Source organism: Rhodococcus sp. MS16 (assembly GCF_013277795.1).
Taxonomy (GTDB): domain Bacteria; phylum Actinomycetota; class Actinomycetes; order Mycobacteriales; family Mycobacteriaceae; genus Rhodococcus_F; species Rhodococcus_F globerula.
Genome location: NZ_VBTM01000006.1, coordinates 67,033 through 91,695, shown reverse-complemented (window position 1 = coordinate 91,695; position 24,663 = coordinate 67,033). Strand labels below are relative to the sequence as shown.

General features: G+C 62.3%; 27 protein-coding genes. 17 read left to right on the top strand and 10 right to left on the bottom strand.

The genetic code is table 11. The features are described from left to right. Positions 1–5: 5 nt before the first annotated feature. Positions 6–923, top strand: a complete 918-nt coding sequence (era, locus tag FEZ60_RS18240) for a GTPase Era (protein WP_033232991.1) — start codon at positions 6–8, stop codon at positions 921–923. On the opposite strand, the gene FEZ60_RS18235 is transcribed toward era, so the two are convergent. Both FEZ60_RS18235 and FEZ60_RS18230 read right to left on the bottom strand, forming a co-directional pair. Next, positions 920–1,480 (bottom strand): TetR/AcrR family transcriptional regulator, encoded by a 561-nt coding sequence (locus FEZ60_RS18235; protein ID WP_172936687.1) that lies wholly within the window; start codon positions 1,478–1,480, stop codon positions 920–922. The genes era and FEZ60_RS18235 overlap by 4 nt on opposite strands. A 6-nt stretch (positions 1,481–1,486) precedes the next feature. Next, a complete protein-coding gene (locus FEZ60_RS18230; RefSeq protein WP_172936686.1) occupies positions 1,487–2,911 on the bottom strand; it encodes an amidase in 1,425 nt (474 codons plus the stop codon). Between the two features lie 317 nt (positions 2,912–3,228). Here FEZ60_RS18230 and kdpF point away from each other — a divergent pair, with 317 nt between their 5' ends. Genes kdpF through FEZ60_RS18200 form a run of 6 tightly spaced genes read left to right on the top strand, consistent with a single transcriptional unit; the run spans position 3,229 to position 10,990 of the window. Then, positions 3,229–3,327, top strand: coding sequence for a K(+)-transporting ATPase subunit F (kdpF, locus tag FEZ60_RS18225; RefSeq protein WP_033232997.1), 99 nt, complete (start codon positions 3,229–3,231; stop codon positions 3,325–3,327). Further along, the gene (gene kdpA / locus FEZ60_RS18220; protein ID WP_045066999.1) at positions 3,327–5,012 is read left to right on the top strand and encodes a potassium-transporting ATPase subunit KdpA; all 1,686 of its coding nucleotides are present in this window, start codon (positions 3,327–3,329) and stop codon (positions 5,010–5,012) included. Before kdpF ends, kdpA begins: the two co-directional genes overlap by 1 nt. Continuing rightward, a complete protein-coding gene (gene kdpB, locus FEZ60_RS18215) occupies positions 5,009–7,123 on the top strand; it encodes a potassium-transporting ATPase subunit KdpB (protein ID WP_172936685.1) in 2,115 nt (704 codons plus the stop codon). Before kdpA ends, kdpB begins: the two co-directional genes overlap by 4 nt. A gap of 6 nt (positions 7,124–7,129) precedes the next feature. Next, a complete protein-coding gene (locus tag FEZ60_RS18210; RefSeq protein ID WP_033233003.1) occupies positions 7,130–7,780 on the top strand; it encodes a potassium-transporting ATPase subunit C in 651 nt (216 codons plus the stop codon). Between the two features lie 7 nt (positions 7,781–7,787). Continuing rightward, the gene (locus tag FEZ60_RS18205; RefSeq protein WP_172936684.1) at positions 7,788–10,313 is read left to right on the top strand and encodes a DUF4118 domain-containing protein; all 2,526 of its coding nucleotides are present in this window, start codon (positions 7,788–7,790) and stop codon (positions 10,311–10,313) included. Further along, positions 10,310–10,990: a response regulator gene (locus tag FEZ60_RS18200; RefSeq protein ID WP_033233006.1), complete on the top strand. Its 681-nt coding sequence runs from the start codon at positions 10,310–10,312 to the stop codon at positions 10,988–10,990. Before FEZ60_RS18205 ends, FEZ60_RS18200 begins: the two co-directional genes overlap by 4 nt. Before the next feature lie 35 nt (positions 10,991–11,025). Here the strand turns inward: FEZ60_RS18200 and FEZ60_RS18195 are convergent, their stop codons facing one another. Further along, a complete protein-coding gene (locus FEZ60_RS18195) occupies positions 11,026–11,916 on the bottom strand; it encodes a universal stress protein (protein WP_045067003.1) in 891 nt (296 codons plus the stop codon). Continuing rightward, a complete protein-coding gene (locus FEZ60_RS18190; RefSeq protein ID WP_033233183.1) occupies positions 11,913–12,938 on the bottom strand; it encodes a zinc-dependent alcohol dehydrogenase family protein in 1,026 nt (341 codons plus the stop codon). The genes FEZ60_RS18195 and FEZ60_RS18190 overlap by 4 nt, the downstream gene beginning before the upstream one ends. A 111-nt stretch (positions 12,939–13,049) precedes the next feature. Between FEZ60_RS18190 and dinB the strand changes: the two genes are divergently transcribed. After that, positions 13,050–14,270 (top strand): DNA polymerase IV, encoded by a 1,221-nt coding sequence (dinB, locus tag FEZ60_RS18185; protein ID WP_095887778.1) that lies wholly within the window; start codon positions 13,050–13,052, stop codon positions 14,268–14,270. Between the two features lie 17 nt (positions 14,271–14,287). Here the strand turns inward: dinB and FEZ60_RS18180 are convergent, their stop codons facing one another. Continuing rightward, positions 14,288–14,566 carry a DUF1876 domain-containing protein gene (locus FEZ60_RS18180; protein WP_092808655.1) on the bottom strand — a complete coding sequence of 93 codons (279 nt, stop codon included), beginning with the start codon at positions 14,564–14,566 and terminating at the stop codon, positions 14,288–14,290. Positions 14,567–14,729: 163 nt separating this feature from the next. Between FEZ60_RS18180 and FEZ60_RS18175 the strand changes: the two genes are divergently transcribed. From FEZ60_RS18175 to FEZ60_RS18150, 6 genes are all read left to right on the top strand, one after another. Then, positions 14,730–15,128, top strand: coding sequence for a nuclear transport factor 2 family protein (locus FEZ60_RS18175; protein ID WP_033233015.1), 399 nt, complete (start codon positions 14,730–14,732; stop codon positions 15,126–15,128). Between the two features lie 390 nt (positions 15,129–15,518). Further along, positions 15,519–16,508 (top strand): diiron oxygenase, encoded by a 990-nt coding sequence (locus FEZ60_RS18170; protein WP_045067005.1) that lies wholly within the window; start codon positions 15,519–15,521, stop codon positions 16,506–16,508. A gap of 41 nt (positions 16,509–16,549) precedes the next feature. Then, a complete protein-coding gene (recO, locus tag FEZ60_RS18165; protein ID WP_033233019.1) occupies positions 16,550–17,365 on the top strand; it encodes a DNA repair protein RecO in 816 nt (271 codons plus the stop codon). Further along, positions 17,322–18,140 (top strand): isoprenyl transferase, encoded by an 819-nt coding sequence (locus tag FEZ60_RS18160; RefSeq protein ID WP_045067006.1) that lies wholly within the window; start codon positions 17,322–17,324, stop codon positions 18,138–18,140. Before recO ends, FEZ60_RS18160 begins: the two co-directional genes overlap by 44 nt. Then, the gene (locus tag FEZ60_RS18155; RefSeq protein WP_106939767.1) at positions 18,137–18,556 is read left to right on the top strand and encodes a hypothetical protein; all 420 of its coding nucleotides are present in this window, start codon (positions 18,137–18,139) and stop codon (positions 18,554–18,556) included. The genes FEZ60_RS18160 and FEZ60_RS18155 overlap by 4 nt, the downstream gene beginning before the upstream one ends. Before the next feature lie 33 nt (positions 18,557–18,589). Further along, positions 18,590–19,027: a GNAT family N-acetyltransferase gene (locus FEZ60_RS18150; RefSeq protein ID WP_033233025.1), complete on the top strand. Its 438-nt coding sequence runs from the start codon at positions 18,590–18,592 to the stop codon at positions 19,025–19,027. On the opposite strand, the gene FEZ60_RS18145 is transcribed toward FEZ60_RS18150, so the two are convergent. Continuing rightward, positions 19,024–19,470 carry a Fur family transcriptional regulator gene (locus FEZ60_RS18145; protein ID WP_230590059.1) on the bottom strand — a complete coding sequence of 149 codons (447 nt, stop codon included), beginning with the start codon at positions 19,468–19,470 and terminating at the stop codon, positions 19,024–19,026. The genes FEZ60_RS18150 and FEZ60_RS18145 overlap by 4 nt on opposite strands. Next, positions 19,467–19,757 carry a metalloregulator ArsR/SmtB family transcription factor gene (locus FEZ60_RS18140; protein ID WP_230590071.1) on the bottom strand — a complete coding sequence of 97 codons (291 nt, stop codon included), beginning with the start codon at positions 19,755–19,757 and terminating at the stop codon, positions 19,467–19,469. Before FEZ60_RS18140 ends, FEZ60_RS18145 begins: the two co-directional genes overlap by 4 nt. 291 nt (positions 19,758–20,048) lie before the next feature. Here FEZ60_RS18140 and FEZ60_RS18135 point away from each other — a divergent pair, with 291 nt between their 5' ends. Both FEZ60_RS18135 and FEZ60_RS18130 read left to right on the top strand, forming a co-directional pair. Further along, complete coding sequence (locus FEZ60_RS18135; RefSeq protein ID WP_172936683.1) at positions 20,049–21,440, top strand: glycine--tRNA ligase; 1,392 nt, start codon at positions 20,049–20,051, stop codon at positions 21,438–21,440. A gap of 90 nt (positions 21,441–21,530) precedes the next feature. Continuing rightward, a complete protein-coding gene (locus tag FEZ60_RS18130; RefSeq protein WP_172936682.1) occupies positions 21,531–22,112 on the top strand; it encodes a dihydrofolate reductase family protein in 582 nt (193 codons plus the stop codon). Here the strand turns inward: FEZ60_RS18130 and FEZ60_RS18125 are convergent. Together FEZ60_RS18125 and FEZ60_RS18120 are read right to left on the bottom strand one after the other, a co-directional pair. Further along, positions 22,100–22,519 (bottom strand): MepB family protein, encoded by a 420-nt coding sequence (locus FEZ60_RS18125; protein WP_202026262.1) that lies wholly within the window; start codon positions 22,517–22,519, stop codon positions 22,100–22,102. The two genes, FEZ60_RS18130 and FEZ60_RS18125, sit on opposite strands and share 13 nt — an antisense overlap. Before the next feature lie 65 nt (positions 22,520–22,584). Then, on the bottom strand, positions 22,585–22,950 hold the full coding sequence (locus FEZ60_RS18120; RefSeq protein WP_172936681.1) for a nuclear transport factor 2 family protein: 366 nt from the start codon (positions 22,948–22,950) through the stop codon (positions 22,585–22,587). A gap of 131 nt (positions 22,951–23,081) precedes the next feature. On the opposite strand from FEZ60_RS18120, the gene FEZ60_RS18115 reads away from it, so the two are divergent. Next, entirely contained in the window at positions 23,082–23,858 is a 777-nt protein-coding gene (locus tag FEZ60_RS18115) for a helix-turn-helix transcriptional regulator (protein ID WP_172936680.1), read from the top strand. On the opposite strand, the gene FEZ60_RS18110 is transcribed toward FEZ60_RS18115, so the two are convergent. Continuing rightward, a complete protein-coding gene (locus FEZ60_RS18110) occupies positions 23,850–24,587 on the bottom strand; it encodes a polyprenol monophosphomannose synthase (RefSeq protein ID WP_033233048.1) in 738 nt (245 codons plus the stop codon). The two genes, FEZ60_RS18115 and FEZ60_RS18110, sit on opposite strands and share 9 nt — an antisense overlap. Between the last annotated feature and the right edge of the window lie 76 nt (positions 24,588–24,663).

The following is a 24,663-nucleotide window of genomic DNA, read 5'->3' as shown; positions in this document are numbered from 1 at the left end:
TAGGTATGAGTAAGAAGGAATTCCGGTCGGGGTTTGTGTGTTTCGTCGGCCGGCCCAATACGGGTAAGTCCACGTTGACCAACGCGTTGGTCGGCAGCAAGATCGCCATCACGTCCTCGCGTCCGCAGACGACGCGCCACACGATCCGCGGCATCGTGCACCGCGAGAATTCCCAGCTGATCCTGGTGGACACCCCGGGTTTGCACAAGCCGCGCACCCTGCTCGGCCAGCGCCTCAACGACCTGGTTCGCGATACGTACTCCGAGGTCGACGTCATTTGCCTGTGCATTCCGGCTGACGAGCCCATCGGCCCCGGCGACCGCTGGATCGTGCAGCAGGTCCGCCAGATGGCGCCGAAGACGACGCTGGTCGGCATCGTCACCAAGATCGACAAGGTCAGCCGCGACGCCGTCGGCAAGCAGTTGCTTGCACTGTCCACCCTGCTCGGACCCGAGTGCGAAGTTGTGCCCGTGTCCGCTCAGTCGGGCGAGCAGGTCGAGATCCTGGTCGACGTGCTGTCTGGTCTGATGGACGAGGGTCCGGCCTTCTACCCCGACGGTGAATTGACGGATGAGCCCGAAGAGGTACTCATGGCCGAACTCATCCGTGAGGCCGCGCTCGAAGGCCTCGGCGAGGAATTGCCGCACTCCCTCGCCGTCGTGATCGAAGAGGTCATTCCGCGTGAAGGACGCACCGAGAAGCAGGGCGAGATGCTCGACGTCCACGCTTTGCTCTATGTCGAGCGGCCCAGCCAGAAGGGCATCGTCATCGGCAAGGGCGGAGCGCGCCTACGGGAAGTCGGCACCAGCGCGCGTCTGCAGATCGAGAAGCTCCTCGGTGTGCGGATCTTCCTGGAGTTGCACGTCAAGGTTGCCAAGGACTGGCAGCGCGACCCCAAACAGTTGGGCCGGCTCGGGTTCTAGGGCGCAGCCCCTTTGAGTACCAACAGGATCGACGACGCGACATCCGCGTTGTCGATACCTGTTGCCAGGCGGCGCAGTTGTAGGCCCACGATCATCGCGACGAGGTAGGACGCGACGGATTCCGGATCAGGTGCCCCGAGCGCGGTCAGGACTGCGACTCCCAAAGAGTCGTACGCCGCAAAACACTCCGCGGCTATCTGGTGAAGTTCGTGATCGCGGCCTGCGGCGACGAACATTTCGAACGGTGCGATCCGCTCGACCACAAAAGCGATGTCCTGCGCGATGCTCTCCGTGGCGGCCTCCGCATCCTCCGCGCTCAAATCCTGGTCGCGGTACTGCTCGACGAGGTCGAGAATGCGGGCAGTCTCCTCGGCGGCAAACCGGGACAGTGCGGCCCGGAGCATGTCCGACTGGCTCGGAAAGTGATACGTGACGGAACCCAGTGACACCCCGGCGTCGGATGCAATGCGACGGTTACTCACACCGGAGATACCTTCGGTGGCAACGATGTGAAGTACCGCGTCGAGGATGCTTGTTCGGATGTCTACTGCGGCCATTTGGGCTCACCACCACTGTTGAGGACGACTCTGATCCCAGCGGAGCACCGACTCCAATTGCGAGGCGAGCGAAACCAGCAACGGCTCAGTGCTCTCGCTACCCATCAATTGTGCTCCGATCGGCAGTCCGGCGCTGCTGAATCCCGCGGGGATATTGATCGAGGGCCACCCGAGGACATTCCATGGCCAGGCATACGGGCACGCCGCAGTCATCACCTTGTCGGTTTCCCAGCCGCCGATACCGTCGATAGCGGTGACCGGGATCGGCGGAGTTGCCGTGGTTGGCGCAAGGACGACGTCGTACTTGTCGAAGATTGCGCCGATGCGCCTACGCATTCTCGGCTCGGCTGCCCGAGCAGCGCGCAACGGTGCCCCGCGAAGTAGCTTGCCGCTCTGTGCATTTCCGCGAGTTCTCGGGTCTGCGAGCGCCGGGTCGGGGAGGCGACCGAGCCAATCGTGTACCCCGACGAGTGAGCGTGGCAGGAAGTTGAGGCCGAAGATCAGTCCGTAGGCGGGATCGTCCACGACGACGCGATGGCCGAGACTGCGCAGCGTGTCGGCGACGGCATATACAGCCCTTCGCACTTCGGGATCGAGTGTGACCGGTGTAGCGGTGAACGGATTACGCAGGGAGAGAGCAATGTTCAGCCTTCCGGGATCGCGGCCGACCGCGTCGCTGACCGTGAGTGGCGTCGGCGTGTGTAGGTCGCCGTCATGGTTTCCGGCTGCTACGTCGAGGAGAAGGGCTGCGTCGGCGACCGTGCGGGCAAGCGGTCCGTTGACGGTCAGGCCGTAGAACGCTTCAGCGTCGGGCCACGTGGAGATGCGGCCACGCTGCGGTTTGATGCCGACCAGATTGGTCCAGGCCGCCGGTATCCGGATCGACCCGGCTCCGTCGGAACCGATTCCGGCGCTGACCAATCCGGCCGCAACCGCGGCTGCGGTACCGCCGGACGAACCGCCGGGAGTGTGCTCACGTGACCATGGATTGCGGGTGTATCCGAAGGCGCTACCGCTGGTGAGCGGCCACTGGCCTAGTTCAGGGCTGTTGGTCTTGCCGACGATGACAGCGCCGGCGGCGCGTAACCGTCGAACCATCTCGGAATCTTCCGTCTTGACGGGGAAGTCGCCGGGGCAACCGAATGCGGTGGGCTCGCCGGTGATGTCGACATCGTCCTTGACCGCGATGGGTACGCCCAGGAGCGGGAGTCGCTCGCCGCGGGCAAGCCGGCGGTCTGCGTCGGCGGCTTCCTCGAGTGCTTTCTGGCGGCGAACGATCTTGAATGCATTGAGAGTCGACTGCGCTGCGTCGATGCGGTCGAGTGTCTCGGTCGTGGCTGTTACGGACGACGTGACGCCCGACGTCAGGCCGGCCACCTGATCGATCAAGGTAGGGGCATCGCGCAGTTCCGTATGCGGTCTCGGCGGCATTGAACTCCTTAATTCGGAACTTATCGAGCGACCGATCAGCAACGCGTTTCAGTATCGACGACGGTGGGTGGCGCGTCAAGATTCCGTCAACACGGTTGTCCGCGGTGTAAACGGATCGTCAGAGAGCGTCAAAGCCGACATTTTCAGGTCGAAGCTGGGAGAGCGCTCCTGGTGCGTCATGGCTGCGATGAACTGCAGCACGGTTTTTGATGTCGAAGAGGGAAGCTCATGGCCGACTTGGCCTACGTTGCTCTGATTCTTGGTGGTTTTCTCGTGTGCGCACTGGTTCTTCGCGCCTTACAAGCGAGCGCTCCCAAATGACGGTCGCCGGTGTTGTCAGCGTCGTGCTGATTGCCGTGGCCGCGGCTCTGGTTGTTTATCTCCTTGTTGCGCTCGTAGATCCTGAGAGGTTCTGATGTCGCCCGCTCTGGCAGCCGGACTGCAGATTGCGTTTGTTCTGATTGTGTTGGCGATCGCGTACGTTCCGGTCGGCGATTACATGGCTCGGGTGTACACCTCGACCCGTGATCTGCGGGTGGAGAGCGTCATCTACCGAGTCGGCCGGATCGATTCACGGGCTGAGCAGACGTGGTACGGCTACGCCGCCAGTGTGCTGGGATTCTCGCTCGCGAGTGCGTTGCTGCTCTACTTCCTTCAGCGGATCCAAGGTGTATTGCCGCTCAGTGACGGGCTGTCAGGGGTGAGCCCGGCGGTGGCGTTCAATACGGCGATTTCCTTTGTGGCCAATACGAACTGGCAGTCATACACTCCGGAAACGACGATGAGCAATGTCGTTCAGCCGTTGGGTTTGGCTGTTCAGAACTTCGTATCGGCAGCTGTAGGTATGGCGGTGGCGATTGCGCTCGTTCGCGGCTTCGTCCGAGTAGCGAGGGGCGGTGAGATCGGGAACTTCTGGGTAGACCTCACGCGAGGATGCCTTCGTATCCTGTTGCCGTTCTCGTTTGTGATCGCACTGATCCTGTTGAGTCAGGGCGTGATTCAGTCGTTCCACAGCGGATTTGCGTCGACGGGTCTCGACGGAAATGCCGTCACCAATGCGCTCGCGCCGGTGGCGTCGCAGGAAGCGATCAAGGAACTCGGAACCAATGGCGGCGGAATCCTTGCTGCCAACTCCGCCCATCCGTTCGAGAATCCGACGCCGCTCAGCAACATCGTCGAAATTCTGGCGATACTGCTGATTCCGGTCTGTCTGACAAGGACTTTCGGAACGATGGTCAGTGACCGCCGTCAAGGGCTGACGCTGCTCGCTGTGATGGGTCTGTTGTGGAGCGGATTGCTGGCCGTCACATTGGCCGCTGAATCCGGTGCCCGCGGTGTCGCCGCAACCGCAGCAGGTTCGATGATGGAAGGTAAGGAAGTCCGCTTCGGGATTCCCGGATCGGCATTGTTCGCGGTGAGCACCACCGGAACATCCACCGGCGCAGTCAACTCCGCACACGACAGCATGTCTCCCTTGGGCGGCGGTGCGGTCCTACTCAACATGCTGCTCGGAGAAATCGCTCCCGGCGGAGTCGGAACCGGTCTGTACGGCATCTTGGTCCTCGCGCTGATCGCGGTGTTTGTCGGCGGACTCCTGGTTGGCCGCACGCCCGAGTACCTCGGTAAGAAACTCGGCCGACGTGAAATCACCCTGGCAGCGCTCTCGATTCTGGTGATGCCTGCGCTGGTGTTGATCGGCACCGGCATCACAGTGATTCTCGGGTCGACCTTGGGATATCAAGGAAACGGCGGAGATCCGGGTTCGCCGGGGTCCATCCACGGCTTCAGTGAAGTGCTGTACGCCTTCGCGTCGGCGTCGAACAACAACGGCAGCGCATTCGGCGGTTTGACCGTCACGAGCGACTGGTTCCAGTCCTCGCTCGGTATCGCCATGCTGTTCGGTCGCTTCCTGCCCATCATCTTTGTGCTCGCATTGGCCGGATCATTGGCGTCGCAGAAGAAGGTGGCGCCCACCGTCGGTACCTTGCCCACGTCGGGGCCGATGTTCACCGGACTCCTCACCGGCACCGTTGTGTTGGTTGCCGCACTCACATTCTTCCCGGCCCTCGCACTGGGCCCTATCGCGGAGGCGCTCCAATGACCATGAATACCGAAGCGACCCTCAATACCGAAGAAAAACCTGTGGCGGTGGACAGCGTCGACGGCGCCGTCCATTCCCACCACGTCAAGGCCGGCGCGTTCAACCCGCGGCAGATGATCACTGCACTACCGGGCGCCGTACGCAAGCTCGACCCGCGGCATCTCGCCCGCAATCCGGTGATGTTCGTAGTGTTCGTCGGCTCCGTCATCACGACGGTCATGGCGATTGCCGAACCGTCCGTCTTCTCTTGGGTGATCACACTGTGGCTCTGGTTCACGGTGATCTTTGCCAACCTCGCCGAATCCGTGGCCGAGGGGCGCGGTAAGGCGCAGGCGGCCAGTCTGCGAAAGGTGAAGCAGGACACCACTGCCCATCGCATAACGCAGAGTGGTGCCATCGAGATGGTGTCCGGTACCGACCTCGTTGTCGGCGATCGGGTGATCGTGGTGGCGGGTGAGGTCATACCGGGCGACGGCGATGTCGTCGAAGGCATCGCGTCCGTCGACGAGTCCGCCATCACCGGCGAATCCGCGCCGGTGGTCCGCGAATCGGGCGGTGACCGGTGCGCCGTCACCGGTGGTACGACGGTACTTTCCGACCGCATCGTCGTGGAGATCACGGCGGCACCAGGCCAGTCGTTTGTGGACCGGATGATTGCGTTGGTCGAGGGCGCTTCGCGTCAGAAGACACCGAACGAGATTGCGCTCAACATCCTGCTTGCGTCCCTCACGGTGATCTTCCTGCTCGCGGTGGTTGCTATCGGTCCGATGGGGTTGTACGCCGGGCACGAGCAGGATCCGATCAAGTTGATCGCCCTTCTGGTGTGCCTGATCCCGACTACGATCGGTGCTCTGCTGTCCGCGATTGGCATCGCCGGGATGGACCGTCTGGTGCAACGCAACGTGCTTGCGATGTCGGGACGCGCCGTCGAAGCTGCCGGGGATATCGACACACTGTTGATGGACAAGACCGGAACCATCACGTTCGGTAATCGCCGGGCCACGGCGCTGCATCCCGCTCCGGGTGTCTCGGCGCTCGAACTTGCTGCCGCAGCGCGGTTGTCGAGCCTTGCGGACGGAACTCCCGAGGGACGCAGCATTGTCGAACTGTGCGCCGCACAGTTCGGCCTGGGAACCGAACCGACAGCGGACGAGAACCGGGCAGAGTTCGTTCCGTTCACAGCGCAGACGCGTATGAGTGGACTGGACCTGCCTGGTCGCGAGATCCGCAAAGGGGCGGCCGATGCCGTCCTGGGCTGGATTGCGCGAAACGGCGGAACAGTCGATGTTGCCGTCACCGATTCCGTGGGCGAGATAGCCCAGGCGGGCGGCACACCACTTGTTGTGGCTGTGGCAGAGGGTGAGAAAGCGTCGGTTCTGGGCGTCATCGCACTCTCGGACGTCGTCAAGCCCGGTATGGCAGAGCGGTTTGCGGAACTGCGCGCCATGGGAATCCGCACGATCATGATCACCGGAGACAATCCGTTGACCGCCAAGGCCATTGCGGACGAAGCTGGTGTGGACGACTTCATGGCGGAAGCAACGCCGGAAGACAAGCTTGCCCTGATCCGAAAGGAACAGGAGGGTGGTCGCCTCGTGGCGATGACCGGCGACGGTACCAATGACGCTCCCGCACTGGCGCAATCGGACGTCGGCGTCGCGATGAACACCGGTACCTCGGCGGCCAAGGAGGCCGGGAACATGGTGGATCTTGATTCCGATCCCACCAAGTTGATCGAGATCGTCGAGATCGGCAAGCAGTTGCTCATCACTCGCGGCGCGTTGACCACGTTCTCGCTGGCAAACGACGTCGCGAAGTACTTTGCGATTCTGCCGGCGCTGTTCAGTGGTATCTACCCGCAGTTGGATGCGCTGAACATCATGCGACTGGCCACTCCCGAGTCGGCAATCGTCTCGGCCGTGATCTTCAATGCGCTCGTCATCATCGCGCTGATTCCACTGTCCCTGAAGGGCGTTCGATACCGGCCGTCGACGGCGTCGGCGCTGCTCGGCCGAAATCTGCTGGTGTACGGACTCGGCGGTGTGATCACGCCGTTCATCGGTATCTGGCTGATCGATCTTGTTGTTCGTTTGATTCCCGGGATTGGGTGACCTGCCATGCGTTTCACTATCGGTTTTGCCAAACAGGTGTGGGCGGGCCTTCTGGTGCTGCTGTCGCTCACCGTGATTCTCGGCGTGATCTATCCCGCCGCGGTCTGGGGAGTCGGCCGGATCAGTTCCGGTTCCGCTGAAGGATCACCAGTGACCGATGCGGCCGGGTGCGTAGTCGGAAGTGCTTGGGTAGGCGTCGATCCGCAGGTGCCGGAGGGAGCGCGCGACCCGTTTTTCCACAACCGGGTTGTGGGCTCGGTTGCGGACGAGGACCCCTTTGCAACGGGTGATCCCGCCGCTGCGTTGCCCTTGAACCAGGGGCCTAGCAGTGAGATTCTTGCCGACTTCATCGCCGAGCGTCGGGCCGCCATCGCGGATCGCGAGGGTGTAGACCCGTCGTCCGTCCCCGTTGACGCCGTCACCGGTTCGGGCTCGGGCATCGATCCGCACATCAGCCCGGCTTACGCGCTGCTGCAGGTGCCCCGGGTTGCCTCGACCAACGGGATATCCGAAGACGCGGTACAGGAATTGGTGAGCGAGCACACCGACGGGCGGCAGTTGGGCTTCCTCGGTGAGGAGCGCGTCAACGTCCTCGAACTGAATCTTGCTCTCGGTTTGACGGCGCCTACGTGTGCCACGTCGACTGCTGGTGGATGATTGTCACGTGAGTTCTTCTGAGAAGGTCGGTACGCGCAAACGAGGTGAACTGCGCATCTACCTCGGCGCAGCGCCAGGCGTCGGAAAGACCTTTGCGATGCTCGGTGAGGCTCATCGCCGCCGGGCCCGTGGAACTGATGTGGTCGCGGCCGTTGTGGAATCACACGGCCGCGCCCGCACCGCCGAGCAGATCGGCGACCTCGAGATCATCGCGCCCAAGCTGGTCGAATATCGGGGCACACGGATGCCGGAACTTGATGTCGAGGCGGTGCTCGCCCGTCGCCCCGCCTTGGTGCTGGTAGACGAATTGGCGCACACCAACACACCGGGAAGTAAGAATCACAAGCGGTGGCAGGACGTGCAGGAGTTGTTGGACGCCGGAATCGACGTCCTCTCGACCGTCAACGTGCAACACCTCGAAAGCCTCAACGACGTAGTCGCGCACATCACGGGAGTGACACAGCAGGAAACGGTTCCGGATGAAATTGTGCGCGGTGCGGCGCAGGTCGAGTTGGTCGACATCACTCCGGAAGCATTGCGACGCAGACTGTCCCACGGAAACGTCTATGCCCCCGAACGAGTCGACGCGGCCCTCGGAAACTACTTCCGGCGCGGAAACCTCACCGCGCTACGCGAGTTGGCGCTTCTGTGGGTAGCCGATCAGGTGGACGCGGCGCTGGCGAAGTACCGGGCCGAGAACAAGATCACCGACACCTGGGAAGCGCGCGAGCGCGTTGTCGTTGCGGTGACCGGGGGACCGGAGTCGGAAACCCTGGTACGACGCGCTTCTCGGATCGCCTCCAAGTCGAGTGCCGAACTCATGGTGGTGCACGTCGTTCGCGGCGACGGCCTCACCGGTGTCTCGGCACCGGAGATGGGAAAGGTGCGCGCACTGGCAACCGGGGTGGGCGCAACTCTGCACACCGTGGTCGGCGACGACGTACCGTCGACGCTCCTCGAGTTCGCGCGTGAGGAGAACGCCACGCAGTTGGTCTTGGGGACGTCGCGGCGGTCGCGGTTGGCCCGAATTCTCGACGAGGGGATCGGCGCGGCGGTCGTTCAGCAGTCCGGCGGCATCGACGTGCACATGGTCACCCACGAGGAAGCGACCGTCCGCCGTCGGATCTCGTTGTTCGGCCGATCCGAGCGCCGCTTGCTGTCGTGGATTGCGGCAGTGGTGGTTCCGACGGTCGCAGCCGGACTCATGGGTCTGATCGACCGGATCTCCGGTGTGCAGGGCGAAAACGCGTTGTTCTTCGTGGTGGTGGTTCTGGTCGCGCTACTCGGTGGTGTTGGGCCGGCCATGGTGTCTGCTCTGATATCGGGACTACTGCTCAATTACTTCTTCACCGACCCCAAATACAGCTTCACGATTGCCGAACCCGACAACTTCATCACGACGGTCGTTCTGCTGATAGTGGCTGTGGCAGTGGCCGTTCTGGTGGATGCGGCCGCCAAAAAAGCGCGGGAAGCGAAGCGCGCTTCGGAGGAAGCGGAACTTCTGACACTGTTTGCGGGGTCGGTTCTCCGCGGCGCTGACCTGTCCACGCTGCTCGAGAAAGCTCGCGAAATCTACCGTCAACGTGGGGTTTCGGTGGTGCATCATGAGGACGGCGTAGTCGCGGCAGTGGGTGCAGAACCGCCGACACGTGAGGCTGACGCGGATACCGTGTGCGAGGTCAACGACGGCGAATACGCGCTACTGCTATCGGGGCCGGAGCTGAGTGCGCGTGATCGACGGGTGCTGACCGTTGTTGCGCACCAGGCGGTCGGCATGATCCGTCAGGACAAGCTCACGGTCGAAGCGAGCAAGGCGGCGGCACTAACCGAGGCCGATCAACTGCGCCGAGCATTGCTTTCGGCTGTGAGCCATGACCTTCGGACACCTCTTGCCGGCGTCAAGGCTGCTGTGTCGAGCTTGCGCAGCGACGACATCGAGTTCTCACCCGAGGACACGGCAGAACTACTGGCCACCATCGAGGAGTCGGCGGATCAGTTGACCGCTTTGGTCGGCAACCTACTCGATTCGTCCAGACTGGCTGCGGGAGTGGTCAAGCCGACGTTGCGGGCGGTATACCTCGACGAAGTTGTTCACCGGGCGCTGCTCGGATTGGGCATCGGCGGCCGGTCGGACTCCCGGTCCCACAGTGTGATCGTCGACGTGGGTACTGTTGCCGTGCAAGCCGATCAGGGTTTGCTCGAGAGAGTGATCGCCAACCTCGTGGACAACGCTTTGCGGTACGGCGGCAGAACTCCGGTGCGGGTGGGAGCAGCACGCGTCGGAGACCGTACCGTCATCACCGTCGCAGATACCGGTCCCGGTGTACCGCGCGGCGAAGCCGAATCGATGTTCCAGCCGTTTCAGCGAATGGGGGATCGCGACAACACGGGCGGCGTCGGGCTCGGACTGTCCGTGGTTCGCGGATTTGTCGACGCGATGGGCGGAACGGTCAGTGCCACCGACACTCCGGGCGGTGGGTTGACGATGATGGTCGAACTGGCCGGTGCAGGAACGAATGGAAGCGAGTCATGAGCCGGATACTGGTTGTCGACGACGAACCGCAGATCTTGCGGGCACTACGCATCAACCTCACTGTGCGTGGATACGACGTGGTGACGGCGTCCACCGGAGCAGGGGCGCTGCGCGCTGCAGCGGAACGGCCGCCGGACGTGGTGATCCTCGACCTCGGTCTGCCGGACATGGACGGCACCGAAGTGCTTGCCGGACTGCGTGGCTGGTGTACCGCGCCGGTCATCGTGTTGTCGGCACGCACCGACTCGGCAGACAAGGTCGAAGCGTTGGATGCCGGTGCGGACGATTACGTCACCAAGCCGTTCGGGATGGACGAATTCCTGGCGAGGGTGCGCGCGGCGGCCCGACGAGGAGTATCGGCAACTGACACGTCGGAACCGTCGGTGGAGACGGCCTCGTTCACCGTCGATTTGTCGGCGAAGACGGTCAGTCGGCGCGGCGAGCAGGTACATCTGACGCCCACCGAGTGGGGAATGCTCGAGATGCTGGTGCGCAACCGCGGAAAGTTGGTCGGGCAGAAGGAACTTCTCCGTGAGGTGTGGGGACCGGCCTACGACACCGAGACCCACTACCTGCGGGTCTATCTGGCTCAACTGCGTCGCAAACTCGAAGACGACCCGGCTCACCCCAAGCACCTGATCACGGAAGCGGGGATGGGTTACCGCTTCGTGGTGTGAGAGCTCGGTGGTGTGAGAGTTCGGGTGGTCTCGGCTCAGGGGTGCGTGACGATCAGGAGTGGACACAGCGCTCGGTGTAAGAGGTTTCGACTTGTCGAGCCCAGCAACATGGACTTGAAACCGCCGCGTCCCCGTCGGCCGACAACAACCAATTGCGCAGACTTCGACTCGGTGATCAGCTCTTGAGCAGGGTTGTCGTGCACCACAACTCGACGAACGACGACGTCGGGATACTGGTCCTTCCATCCGGCAAGCCGTTCGGCGAGAACTGCGTGCTCGGCAATAGCGACGGCATCCCAGTCGAGAGACTCGCCGTCGGGATCGGTGCGGAATGCTGTGGACAGGTGAGAATCGCTCCAAGCGTGGACGGCAACAAGTTCGACGCCGTGCAGCGAAGCCGTTTCGAAGGCTTGGGCCAGTGCAGGTTCGCTGTGTTCGCTGCCATCGACGCCGACAACAACGGGACGGCCTCGCGCCGGTTCGTCCTCCGAAGGTAGTTCTCGGATCACGGCCACCGGACACCGGGCATGCAGGACAATCGCTGTACTGACAGAACCGAGAATCCCGTCAGCCCAACGGCCGAGGCCACGCGAGCCTACGACCAGCATTGCGGAGTCCGCTGATTGTTCGAGCAAAATGTCGACCGGGTGACCGAAACCGAGGTGCTCGGTGACAACCGGGCCGTCACCTGTTGCAGGCAGCGCCGCCGCTCGGCCACGGGACAGTCTGAGTTTTCCTTCCCGGCGCTTCGCGGCAAACTGCGGCGCAGCGAGAGTGAAAGCGTTTCCGTACGTGCTCGGTTCGCCGCGGATCGCGGCAACAATATGAAGAGGCCGCCGGCGGAGAACTGCCTCGTGCGACGCCCAGCGAACCGCGTCCAACGAGCGCGTCGAACCGTCCACTCCCACGACAATTGGTGCATTCATGCTCGTCCTCCTGAGTCGACAAGTTGAGGCAGTAAGACGGCAGCGCCGGTAATTCGGTCCTCGGCCAGGTCGACCAAGGCCCGATTCGCATCGGCTAGCGGATACGTGTTGGCGGTGATTTCGAGGTGGTGCTCGCCGGCAAACGCGAGGAACTCCCGAGCATCGCGCCGTGTGTTTGCGGTGACCGAACGAATTTCGCGCTCGTAGAACAAGTGGTGCCGATAGTTCAGGCTCGGTATATCGGAGAGGTGTATCCCGGCGATCGACAGGATTCCGCCACGGTTCAACGCGGTGAGTGCAGTCGGAACCAGATCTCCGGCGGGAGCAAAGAGGATGGCTGAATCCAGCGGAGTGGGTGGACGGTCGCGGCTACCCTGCACGGAGGCTGCGCCGAGTTGCGAGGCCAGTGCGCGCGCCGATTCGCTGCGCGTCATGACGTGGACTTCTGCGCCCCGCGCAATCGCGACTTGCGCGGCAATGTGTGCGCTCCCGCCGAAACCGTAAATCCCCAGTCGCCCACCATCGGGGACCTCGGCGCGCTGAAGTGCCCGAAATCCGATGATGCCGGCGCACAGCAGCAGTGCGGTTTCGGCATTGCTGTACCCGTCCGGCAAGCGCAACGCGAATTCGGCTGTCGCCACGGCATATTCGGCGTAGCCGCCGTCGATGTCCCAGCCCGTGTACGTGGAGTTCGGGCACAGGTTCTCCCGGCCGCGCAAGCAGTACTCGCACGCGCCGCACGTGGAATGCAGCCACGGAATTCCGACGCGATCGCCAGGGGAGAAGTCCTCGACCGCCGTACCGACCTCTTCGACCACACCGACAATTTCGTGGCCGGGAACCACATTTGCGCGATGTACGGGCAGTTCGCCTTCGGCAATATGCAGGTCGGTGCGACACACTCCGCAGGCGAGAACCCGGACCAGTAATTCGCCCGAGGTAGGCACCGGCCGCGATTGCTGAACCTCGACCAATGGGTGCGTTCGGACCGGCCCAGGCTGGTGTACCTGCCACGAGGCCATTGGCGTCGAAGTTCCGGCGATGTCGTTCACCACTTAATCGTGCGCCTCAGCGCTTCCCCGTGGAAGAGGGCGAAGTGTGTCGGTGGCCTGTGCGAACATCTGTTCGTGTCGATGTCGTCAGATGCTCGCGGCGATCACCGGTCCGGTGGCGCCACGATCCTGCATGCCGATCTCGACTCGTTCTACGCCTCCGTCGAACAGCGAGACGATCCTGGTTTGATCGGGCGACCCGTCATCGTGGGCGGGGGTGTGGTGCTGGCGGCCAGCTACGAGGCCAAAGCGTTCGGGGTCCGGACCGCAATGAGTGGTGGTCAGGCGCGTACGTTGTGTCCGCAGGCAATTGTCGTTCCGCCGCGCATGGACGCGTACTCACAGGCGAGCAAGGACGTATTCGAGGTCTTTCATGACACATCGCCGCTAGTAGAGGGGATCTCGATCGACGAAGCCTTCCTGGAAGTCGGGGGACTGGCACGCATTGTCGGCACGCCACTGCAGATCGGCGCCAACCTCAGACGAGACGTGGCCGAGCAGGTTGGCCTCCCCATCACCGTCGGCATTGCCCGCACGAAGTTCCTGGCCAAGGTCGCCAGTGCCTATGCCAAACCCGACGGATTGCTGCTGGTGCCACCGGACGGTGAGCGTGAATTCCTGCATCCGCTGCCCGTGGAAAGGCTGTGGGGCGTCGGAAAGATCACGGCGCAGAAGCTGCGGAATTTCGACATCGCGACGGTGGGGGACATCGCGCGGCATGACGAGTCGTCCATCGTGTCGATTCTGGGTCGCGGCGCCGGCCGACACCTGTACGCGCTCTCGCACAACCGGGATCCGCGGCCGGTGCGTGCGTACGGCGGCCGAAGCTCGATGGGCGCTCAGCACGCATTAGGTCGAGGTGTGCACTCACGATCCGAACTCGAGGTGTCGTTGATGTCGCTGGTCGATCGGGTGTCGCGCCGCATGCGCTCCGCGCAACAAACCGGCCGCACCGTCACACTCCGGCTGCGTTTCGGCGATTTCACGCGGGCAACCCGTTCTCACACGCTGCGCCGTTCGACGGCGGAAACCACAGATCTGTTGAATGCGGCGATGGCGCTGCTGAGCGATGCGGCGCCACTCATCGCCGACAAAGGCATCACGCTGATCGGTGTTGCCGTATCCAATCTGGACCGAAGCGGCGCGGAGCAATTGGAACTGTCCTTCGACGGCGGGCCGGATACCGCGGCCCTCGACTCCGCGATGGACAGTGTGCGGAAGAAGTTCGGCTCGGGGGCGCTCACGCGGGCAGTGCTGATCGGCCGCGATCCCGACGTTTCGGTGCCGCTGCTCCCGGACTAGCCGCTCGCGCAGCAGCGTCAGGACGTCAGCCGAATTGTTTCGTGCGTAGCGCTTGCGAGATCAGAAGTTGTGGCCTCGATCAATTGACGAGAAAGGTCGGCCAAAGCGCGCGCGACCGCAAGTTCGTCACCGATCTCGGGTACGTCTCGGTCGGCGGGATTGCAGCGCGCGAAACCAGCTCCTGCGAAGTGCGTGTCTTCCTGCGCCCGCAGTCGGGCAATCGCGCGAGTTCGGTTTGCCGTGTCGGATGTGTGTTCGTCGATGGTGATATCCACCGACCAGTGCTTTTCGTTCATGATGTGACCCCCTTCGGCGTACGTTCCATTGTCCTCGGTCGAGTGACGCGTGCGATAGGGCTGAACGACGGTCTTCGATTGCTGCGTGGGTGGGCGTCGCAGCGCGCATGATTACTTGGCCGCCGAACAACCCCGCCGAACAACCCCATGACGAGGAGTCACCATGAAGTCCTTCCGAAGTGCTGTCGAAGCGCGCGATACCGACGCCATGGAGGCGCTGCTCGCTGACAACGTGGTCTTCACCAGTCCTGTTGCCTTCATGCCGTATCCCGGCAAGGCGATCACGGCGTCGATCCTGCGCGGTGTGATGCGGGTGTTCGAGGATTTCCGGTATGTGCGCGAGATCGAGTCGGCAGACGGTCGCGATCATGCCTTGGTCTTCGAGGCAACAGTGGACGGCAAGCTCGTAAACGGTTGCGACTTTCTGCATTTCGACGACGACGGGCTGATCGACGAGTTCACGGTGATGGTCCGGCCGCTGTCAGGTGCCAATGCTCTTGCTGCCGCCATGGGTGAGCAGTTTCCGCGTATTCGGGAAGAGGCGATGAATGAGCTGAAGTGAGCACGGTTTGTGTGTAGTGAGCAGCTGTTTCGGCCTGCTGGAGTGCGTGTTCACTGCACAGAAACCATGTTCGCTTACCGCGTGGACGCCAAGAGGGGAATGAGCTGAAGTGAGCACGGTTTGTGTGTATTGAGCAGCTGTTTCGGCCTGCTGGAGTGCGTGTTCACTGCACAGAAACCATGCTCGCTTACCGCGTCGACACCAAGAGGGGTTGAGCTGAAGTGAGCACGGTTTGTGTGTAGTGAGCAGCTGTTTCGGCCTGCTGGAGTGCGTGTTCACTGCACAGAAACCATGCTCGCTTACCGCGTCGACACCAAGAGGGGTTGTGTGAGACTCGCCGTAGCACTAAGTTGAGCCACATCGAGTTACAGGCACTGTGAGGAGACACCGATGGCCAGGTCGACATCGATCACCATGGACCAGTCGTACCGCGAGTTGCTGGCGACGCTGTCCGACGGCTCGGTGCACAGGAGGTTCGACCCCTATCTCGACATCGATTGGGATGCACCGGAATACGCGATCGATCCCGACGACCCCCGGTGGGTGCTGTCGTCGATATCCGATCCGCTCGGTGCCACGAGTTGGTATCAGGAGCAGTCCCTCGAGCGTCGCATCGCGATGGGGAAGTGGCGCCAGGCCAACGTCACCAAGGTGGGTTCGGCGTTCGAGAGCATCCTGATTCGCGGAATGATGGACTACATCATGGCGCTGCCGAACCAATCCCCGGAGTTTCGGTACTGCCTGCACGAGATGACCGAAGAGTGCAATCACATTCAGATGTTCCAGGAATTCGTCAATCGGGTTGGCGTCGACGTGCCGGGGATGCGCCCGCTGTTTCGCCGAATGTCTCCGTATGTCGGCTTGCTGGGCGCTAGGTTCCCGGTCATCTTCTTCATCGGCATCCTGGCCGGTGAGGAACCGATTGATCACTTCCAGAAGGATCTCATCCGCGAAGGCAAGGACACCGTCCCGGTGATGTTGCGCACCATGGAGATTCACATCGCGGAAGAGGCCAGGCACATTTCCTTCGCGCATGATTTCCTGCGCACGCATGTTCCGAGACTGAGCCCGTTCGGCCGCGCGATGACGTCTGTCGCCTTCCCCGGCGCGATGCGTTGGCTGTCCGGCGAAATCATGGCACCGCCCAAGGAGTTTGCGGAAAAGTTCGACATTCCCGACTCGGTGATCCGGGAAGCATTTTGGGACAGTCCTACGTCGCGCCGAATCCTGGGTAACTACTTCGGTGAAATGCGCGCATTGGCAGACGAGTTGGGGCTGATGAATCCCGTCTCGCGACGGGCTTGGAAGAAGTTCGGAATCGCCGGCGACAGGGCCCGGTATCGCGGTGAACCGAGGCGCTGGACAAAATCCCGTCGCTAGCGGTCGTATAAACCGTCGGTGCCGCGTGGGACACTTGTTCGGTGAGGTTGTATCGAGACACGGCGGTGGTGCTGCGCCTGCATAAGCTGGGGGAAGCCGACCACATCGTCACGTTGCTCACCCGTCAATTCGGGTTGGTGCGTGCCGTGGCCAAGGGTGTCCGCAGAACTACCTCCAAGTTCGGTGCGCGACTCGAACCGTTTGCGCATGTCGACGTCCAACTCCTGCCGGGTAAAAATCTGGACATCATCACGCAGGTCCAGACGGTGGACGCCTTTGCCACCGACATTGTCGACGATTACAGCCGGTACACCACGGCCTGCGCGGTACTCGAAACCGCGGAACGGCTAGCCGGTGAAGAACGTGCACCGGCGCCGCAACTTCAGCGGCTCACTGTCGGGGCCTTGCGGGCTATCGCCGAGCAGGGCCGTCCCGTCGAATTTGTTCTCGACGCTTTTCTTCTTCGGGCGATGGGTTACGCGGGTTGGGCGCCCGCGCTCGGGGAATGCGCCAAGTGTTCTTCTCCCGGCCCGCACCGCGCTTTCCATGTCGCGGCCGGCGGGGCGGTCTGTACGTACTGTCGCCCACCCGGATCTGCGACGCCGTCGCCCGGTGTCCTTGATCTGATGGAAGCGTTGCTGCGGGGGGAGTGGGAAGGTACCGACGTGGCACCGACCTCGCTGCGCACTCAGGCAAGTGGCCTGGTCGCAGCGCATTTGCAGTGGCATCTGGAGCGGCAATTGCGCACGCTACCGCTCATCGAACGGTCAAGGCCGCATGCGGCGGTCGAGGGAGCTGCAGCGGTGGGGCAGGATGGAACGCGTGATTCGACGACGCGAACCGCGCACCCCGCTTGATTCTGCTACAGATCGGGTGATCCGGCCCCCGGACCCACACCCGTCCGGAGCGAAACCGCCGATCCTGCAAACCGAACTGATCCCGCGCCATGTTGCGCTGGTGATGGACGGCAACGGACGCTGGGCTCAGGAGCGCGGTTTGCCGCGCACAGCCGGTCACGAGCGCGGTGAAGCCGTACTGATGGACACGGTGTGCGGGTGCATCGAGATGGGCGTCGAGTGGCTTTCCGCGTATGCCTTCTCCACCGAGAACTGGAAGCGCAGCCCCGACGAGGTGCGTTTCCTCATGGGCTTCAACCGTGACGTGATTCGTCGTCGACGCGACGAGATGAACGAGATGGGCGTGCGGGTTCGCTGGGCGGGCCGGAAGCCGCGATTGTGGGCGAGTGTCATCAAGGAACTCGAGATCGCCGAAGAGCTCACCAAGAACAACACGGTGATGAACCTGACGATGTGCGTCAACTACGGTGGGCGGGCCGAAATTGCCGACGCGGTCAAGGAAATCGCCAAGCGGGTGGCGGCCGGCGAGATCAATCCAGACAAGATCACCGAGGCCACCGTTGCCAAGTACCTCGACGAACCCGACATGCCGGACGTCGACCTGTTCCTGCGCCCCTCAGGGGAGCAGCGTACGTCCAACTTCTTGATCTGGCAGTCCGCGTACGCCGAAATGGTGTACCAGGAGAAGCTGTTTCCCGATTTCGATCGTCGTGACCTGTGGGCCGCGTGTGTCGAATATGCCTCACGTGACCGCCGATTTGGTGGAGTGAAATGACAGGTGAAAATATGACCGAGACCGACAACGCCGCGCGACTGCAAGAGCGTGCCGCCGAAGCGCTGGCACATTTTGTGACCGTCGACGTGGCTGACGACGGTTCACTGGGTTTCCAGTATGCCGGTGCATTGTGCTCGGTTCAGGCGATGAACCTCTCCGAAGGCCTCGACGTTCTGTCGATGACGTGCGTGCTGGCGTGGGACCGACCGGTCAGCGCCGCGCTGCACCGCAAGGTAGCCGAGCGCAACCGCACCATCCAGTTCGGATCCATCGCGGTGTTCGGGCACGGCAGTCTCGCAGATGTCATTCTGCGGTACACGTTCCCGGCAGCGGGACTGGAAGACGAAGCGCTCACTACGATGCTGCTCCTGGCGCTCACGGGAGCCGATACGGCTCGACAGGGACTACTTCCTTAAACCTGAACGCACCGATTCTTCGAGGAGTAGTCCATGACGCTCGAGATCCACAAGGCCTGCGAAGTCACCGACGAGCTGGTTGAAGCCTGCGCGAGACTCATTCCGCAGCTGTCGAAGTCGGCGCCACCAGTCACCGCGGCGTCGCTCGAGAAGGTTGTGGCCTGCCCCACGAACACACTTTTCGTGGCCAGGCTCGACGGTCGTATCGTCGGAACGCTGACCCTGGTCGTCTTTCCGACCCCGACCGGCTACCGCGCCTGGATCGAGGACGTTGTGGTCGACGGGGCGGCTCAAGGCCGACAGGTCGGATCCGCGCTGACCACAGCAGCCCTCGCTCGCGCCGAGGAGCTCGGTGCCCGCACTGTGGATCTGACCTCGAGGAGCTCGCGGGTAGCCGCGAATCAGCTCTACCGGAAACTCGGTTTCGAGCCGCGCGAATCCAATCTGCTTCGGTTTTCGCTGGCTGATTAAGTCGCGGCCGCGCAATCGCGGCAGGTACCAAAAATTTCGACGGTGTGACTGACGTCGGTGAAACCGTTGTCGTCGGCGATGGTCTGTGACCACTGCTCGACCATCGCGCCTTCCACCTCCACGGTGTAGCCGCAATTGCGGCACACGAGGTGGTGATGGTGGCCGGAAGAGCAACGGCGATAGACGGATTCACCGGTGTCGGTGCGTAGGACGTCGATGGTTCCGGCGTCGGCGAGGGTCTGCAGGGTTCGGTAGACGGTGGTCAGGCCGATGGCTTCACCACGCTTGCGCAGTTCGTCGTGCAGCTCTTGCGCCGACTTGAACTCGCCGATGTCGTCGAGCAGTGCGGAGATCGCGCTGCGCTGTTTGGTCGATCGAATGCCGACAGTGGCGCTGCGCTTGAATGCAGACTGACCGGTGGTGTTCATGTTGGTGGTGATCATCCTTCTTCTGCGTGGGCGACAGCGTCCACGACTATGTGGGCCAGATGGTCGTCGGCCAGTCGATAGAGAACTTCGCGTCCGTGGCGTTCGCCACGCACGACGCCCGCAGCCTTCAGGACACGAAGGTGCTGGCTGATGAGCGGTTGGGTGACGCCGAGGGCGCCGACAAGTTCGTGGACGCACCGCTGCGACTGGTGGAGTTGGAGCACGATCGCGATGCGGACAGGTGCGGCGAGCGCTCGCAGGATCTCACCGGCAGCAGCCAGAGTTTCCTTGGGTGGAACCACGGCTGGTGGGACGGGTTCGAACGGGTCATGTGTGTGATCGAGCGCGTCGTGATCATGGTGGTTGTGGAGATCGCCGGTATCCGCAATGCTCACAGCGAGGCTCCTTCGAGGGATGTGTCACAACGTTCCTGCGTAGCCATAAGACCACACTATTGCAAATCACATTCATTTTGATATGCACAAGTACGCATGTCAACCGTGGCGCGAAGTCCACTTCCGGGGCCGGTTAGTCTGGACATGCAAAAAGCGCAGGAAAACCGTGCATCTATTACCCAGATGGAGAGCAATCCAGTGGCACCCAAGTCCAAGATCGAAGCCGTCGTCAATCTCGCCAAGCGGCGAGGCCTGGTCTACCCGTGCGGTGAGATCTACGGAGGCACCAAGTCCGCATGGGACTACGGCCCATTGGGTGTCGAGCTCAAGGAGAACATCAAGCGTCAGTGGTGGCGGAACATGGTCACCAGCCGCGAGGACGTTGTCGGCCTCGACTCCTCGGTGATTTTGCCCCGCGAGGTGTGGGTTGCATCCGGACACGTCGGCGTCTTCAACGACCCGCTCGTAGAGTGCCTCAACTGTCACAAGCGTCACCGTCAGGATCACCTGCAGGAGGCGTACGCGGAGAAGAAGAAGCTCGACAACCCGGACGATGTCACGATGGACCTCATCGGGTGCCCCGACTGCGGCACCGTCGGCCAGTGGACCGAACCGCGCGACTTCAACATGATGCTCAAGACGTACCTCGGCCCCGTCGAGAGCGAAGAGGGCATGCACTACCTGCGTCCCGAAACCGCGCAGGGCATCTTCGTGAACTTCGCCAACGTGCTGACCACGTCGCGTAAGAAGCCGCCGTTCGGCATCGGCCAGATCGGCAAGAGCTTCCGCAACGAGATCACCCCAGGCAACTTCATCTTCCGCACCCGCGAGTTCGAGCAGATGGAGATGGAATTCTTCGTCAAGCCCGGCGAGGATGACGCGTGGCACAAGTACTGGATCGACTACCGCCTGGACTGGTACACCGGCCTCGGTATCAACAAGGACAACCTGCGCCTGTACGAGCACGCGAAGGAAAAGCTCTCGCACTACTCCAAGGGCACCACCGACATCGAGTACCGCTTCCACTTCCAGGGCAGCGAATGGGGTGAGCTCGAGGGCATCGCGAACCGCACCGACTTCGACCTCTCGACGCACTCCAAGCATTCGGGCACCGAGCTGAACTACTTCGACCAGACAACCGGCGAGCGCTACACGCCGTACGTCATCGAGCCGGCAGCCGGCCTCACCCGTTCGCTCATGGCCTTCCTCGTCGACGCCTACACCGAGGACGAAGCCCCCAACGCCAAGGGTGGCGTCGACAAGCGCACGGTGCTGCGCCTGGATCGTCGTCTCGCTCCGGTCAAGGCCGCTGTCCTGCCGCTCTCGCGCAATGCGGATCTCACGCCAAAGGCAAAAGATCTTGCAGCGCAACTGCGTCAGAACTGGAACGTCGAATTCGACGACGCGGGCGCCATCGGCCGCCGCTACCGTCGTCAGGACGAGATCGGCACCCCGTTCTGCATCACGGTCGACTTCGACACCCTCGAAGACCAGGCCGTCACCGTTCGCGAGCGTGACTCCATGGCTCAGGAACGCGTCGCACTCGATCAGGTCGAGAGCTACCTTGCGACGCGACTGATCGGTTCTTAAGCCGTATCCGTCTCGGGCGGCCTTCCTCGATAACGAGGGAGGCCGCCCGTTTGCTGTTCCCGGCGGCCTTCGAGGCGTAAGAACAGACATATGAGACAGCTCAGTGTGACCAACAGCGTGACTCTCGACGGTGTCATGCAGGCGCCGGGTGGGCCCGACGAGGACCGTCGCGGCGGCTTCGAGCACGGGGGATGGGCTGCGCCGTTCAGTGACGCGGTCATGGCGCGGAAGATGGGCGAGGGAATGGCTGCAAGATCGCAGCTACTCTTCGGGCGACGGACGTACGAGAGTTTTGCGTCGTACTGGCCGCACCAGACCGACAATCCGTTCACCGAAGTGCTCGACAACACGCAGAAATATGTTGCGTCGCGGACATTGACCGAACCGCTGCCGTGGAAGAACTCGACGTTGCTCCGCGGTGACGCCGCCGACGCGGTTGCCGAGTTGAAGGACACCGAGGGGCCGGATCTGGTGATTCTGGGTAGTGGGGAACTGATCACGTCGTTGGCGCAGCGCCAATTGATCGACACCTACATTCTGCTCATCCATCCTGTGGTTCTCGGAACGGGACGCAGGTTGTTTCCTGACGGCGCCGCACTCGCGCGGTTCACTCTCACCGAAAGTGTTTCCACCACAACCGGAGTCATCATGGCGACGTATCAGTTGCAGTGAGTGGGGCGAAAATAATCGAGTTGCCAGCGCTGGGATTTGACGGCCTGCACACTGGTCGGCGTTACCCACGGCGGGTAGATGCGAATGGCGCGTTTACCGCCCGTGAAGTCTGTCGAAACCACTCGATTCGTGATGAGAGCGTCGACGGGAAAAATGAAGTGCCCCAGTTGTTCTCCGTCGTATACCTTCACGATGAACAACTCGACGCCGTCGGAAACATCGAACGGGCGGATCGGCCCGGCGTCCGATCGTCGCCACAGCGTCACGAACTGCCCGAGTTTGGTAGGAGTCGTCTTTGCGCGACGGTACACGGCGCTGCGCCCGTCGACAGTGAGGGAGTGAGCGCTGTACTCCGCGCCCTCGGGTTCGGGAATCGGTGTGGACCAGGTACATCCGTGAGCGTTCATCGGCAATGATGATGGCACGGGGCACCGACAGCGCTGAAGGTGCAGCGCTGTCGGTGGTGGGGGATTCAGGCCGAGGGCACCTTGTCGAGGAACCCGAGAACAAGGGTCAACCGGCCGTCGTCATTTCGTTCGAGCACGTCGAATCCGTCGATCAGGGATTCTTTGCCGGCCGGGCCGAGCTTCCAGCCGAAGCGAGCTTGGCTGTGGTGTGCGTCCACGGGTCCGGCGAGTGTGAAGGTCATGCCCGGAAACTGCTGCTGCACAGCGCTGATCATCGCGTCGATCTGGATGTGCCCGGTCACATCTGCCAGTGGATCGGTGTACCGGCCGTCGGCCGCGAACAGTTGCTCGATTCGTTCCTGACGCGCCGAGGCATCCGTTTCGTTCCACAGATCGATGTAGGCGTGTGCGATTGCGTCGAAGTCACTCATGGCAGATCCTCCTGGTTGTCGAGGTCCGGGGTTTGTTTCCCGGCTGAGATCACTGTGCCAAGCGGATGTGAGGCCCGTCGATTACCTCGGAGGTCATGGCGTTGATTACACCTTGTCGCTACGTTGAGTGGATGACTCAGAGCACGCATGTGGGAGCCCAGCTGAAGTCGTGGCGTGAGAGACGACGGCTCACTCAGTTGGGGCTTTCCTCCGCTGCCGGAGTTTCGACGAGGCACTTGAGTTTCATCGAAACCGGTCGATCGAAACCCAGTAAGGACATGATTATCCACTTGTCCGAGTGTTTGGAAGTGCCGCTACGGCAGCGGAATACGCTGTTGCTGGCGGGCGGTCATGCACCGGCCTATCCGGAGAATGCGCTGGCGGAAACACCGATGTCCGCGGTCAGCGACGCCATCAATCGCATCGTCGACGCCCATGACCCGTACCCGGCTGTGGTGGTCGATCACCAGTGGGATCTGGTCGTCGGCAATCGGGCGGTAAGCATCCTGACGGAGGGCGCTGCGTCGTTTCTTCTGGAGCCGCCGGTCAACGTTCTGCGGCTGAGTTTGCATCCCGAAGGCATGGCTGAGCGCATCGTGAACTTGGCGCAGTGGCGAAATCACGTGATCGCTCGGCTGCGCCGTGAGGTCGAGGTGACCGCCGACGCGCAGTTGGGTGCGCTGTTGGAAGAATTGCTGACTTATCCCAGCGGCGGCGAGTGGCATGAGGACGAGAGTTCTCTGTTGGTGCCCTTGCGGATTCGCGCGGGCGACACCGAACTGGCGATGTTCAGTACCACCACCGTGTTCGGTACGCCGCGCGATGTCACTTTGGCAGAGATCGCGATCGAATGTTTTTATCCATCCGACCGCGAGACCGCGGAGTTCTTCAGAGCGAAATCAGAGTGACTTCTTGCCGAACTTCAGCTTCCAGGGAACCAGTGCCGATTCGAGCTGAACAGCCAGGCTCATCTTCGAGACGCCGTCGGTGCGCTCCTCGAAACGGATGGGGGTTTCGGCGATCTTCATGCCGCGCTGCACAACTCGGTAGTTCATCTCGACCTGGAAGGCGTAACCGTTGCTCTGCACCGATTCGACGTCGATGGCGCGCAACGTCTTTGCGTGCCACGCCTTGAATCCGGCGGTGGCGTCCTTGACGTGCAGCCGCAAGATTGCGTTGACGTAGAAGTTGGCCCATGCCGACAGTGCCTTGCGGTGCCACGGCCAGTCGCCGGCCACGGCGCCGCCCTCGACGTAACGCGAACCGAGCACCACCGCAGCGTCGGTTGTGGTGAGGATCTCGATCATGGCGGGGATCACTTCGGACGGATGAGACAGGTCCGCGTCCATCTGAATGACGATGTCGGCGTTCTCGGCGAGGGCCCGCGTCATACCGGCGACGTACGCGCGGCCGAGTCCGTCCTTGGCGGTGCGATGCAGAACACCCACCGGGATGGGGCCGTCGATGCCGAGCTTGTCAGCTACCTCGCCGGTTCCGTCGGGGGAGTTGTCGTCCACCACGAGTACTGCCAGGTTCGGGATCTTCAATGCGGCGAGACGATCGACGAGCTTGGGCAGGTTTTCACGCTCGTTGTACGTGGGTACCACGACGGTAATCTGCGGAGCGACGTTGTTCATAACACCTTCGTATGATCTGTGATCCCGACTTGCCGGATGAAGCGTACGACGAGGTCGGTCGCGAACAAAGTCAGAA